This window comes from Priestia sp. YIM B13491 (genome assembly GCF_042787605.1).
Taxonomy (GTDB): domain Bacteria; phylum Bacillota; class Bacilli; order Bacillales; family Bacillaceae_H; genus Priestia; species Priestia megaterium_E.
Map to the genome: position 1 here is coordinate 1 of NZ_JBHZOR010000042.1, position 1,216 is coordinate 1,216.

Here is a 1,216-nt window from a genome sequence, read left to right on the forward strand (position 1 = left end):
GAGCCGTATGACGGGAAATCTGTCACGTACGGTTCTTAGGGGGGCGGGCGCTCGTGAGAGTGCCTGCCTACCCGACTAAACTAGCTCTGTATATCATATACAGCGTGAAAACAGAAAAAACTCCTGTCATTGGCCAGGAGTTTTTTCTGTTACTTGGATGTTATGCAAATGGGTTCTATGAGAGGATGCTTCTCAGCATCTTGGGTAGTTTGCTCTGGTTATGATGTTTTAATTCATTGTTTTCGAGGAATGCGAAATGCATTCTCTGACTTTTCAAATCCAATATGAGGATAATAATCCATTGCTACTGAAGAAGCTAATAATATTAATGCAACTTCTTCTCCTAATATATCTTGTAAACGTTGAACGAGTTCTTTACCAATTCCTTTATTTTGATAGTCTTTATGAATAGCTAAATCGGATAAATAGCAGCAATAACTATAATCAGTAATGGCCCTAGCAATTCCTACGAGCTGTTGGTTATCCCATGCTGTAAGATTGATATCTGAGTTTTTAATCATACGTTCAATTCGTTCTAATTCATTAACAGGTCTTTTAATACCAGATGATTTAAAAACATCTGCAACTTCTTTTGCACTTATTGAAGCATTAACTTTATATTCAATTACCATATGTATTCCACCTTCAATTCTTTGTAGTTGTTATTTTTTAATCTACTTTGAGTATAAAAAGAAACTGAAACTCTTAACAGTTCCAGTTTTTATATAATTTATAGTGTCAGTCTTCAAGGGATTGCTTCCGAGATCTGTGATTATGGTAACTAAGTTTTTCACCTGAACTATTACTTTAATGTTATTTTTAGTAATAGGGAGAGTGGGATATGAATTTAAAAAAGAGCCAGTCCTATATCGATTTGACAATAAGAAATTGGGATAACACAGAGTTTGGCAGTAAGTTGTGGGAAATGTGTGAAGCAGCTAGAGAATATAAAAATGATCAAGTTGAAGTCCATCAAGTAGTCAATTTAGGGAAACGTAAAGGCGAATGGCATTACTTAATTATCTTAAATATCAGTCAAGATTTAGATAATTTAGGAGAACTTATAGAAAGTAATTATAGGTAATTAAAGGCCCATTGTTCTACAACATAGAACAATGGGCCTTTGGTTCCTGTAATTTGTTTTATGGTGCGACAAGAAGTCGCTTTTATATAGTGTGGCTTACGCCACTGGTTTAGACGCAAAAACTGTCCCCGT

At 35.0% G+C, this 1,216-nt stretch carries 2 protein-coding genes; one reads left to right on the top strand and one right to left on the bottom strand.

What is annotated here, in order from left to right:
• Positions 1-233: 233 nt before the first annotated feature.
• Positions 234-632, bottom strand: coding sequence for a GNAT family N-acetyltransferase (locus ACFX4E_RS28220; RefSeq protein WP_328246851.1), 399 nt, complete (start codon positions 630-632; stop codon positions 234-236).
• 209 nt (positions 633-841) lie between these two features.
• On the opposite strand from ACFX4E_RS28220, the gene ACFX4E_RS28225 reads away from it, so the two are divergent.
• Entirely contained in the window at positions 842-1,084 is a 243-nt protein-coding gene (locus tag ACFX4E_RS28225; RefSeq protein WP_047751991.1) for a hypothetical protein, read from the top strand.
• The last annotated feature ends 132 nt before the right edge of the window (positions 1,085-1,216 follow it).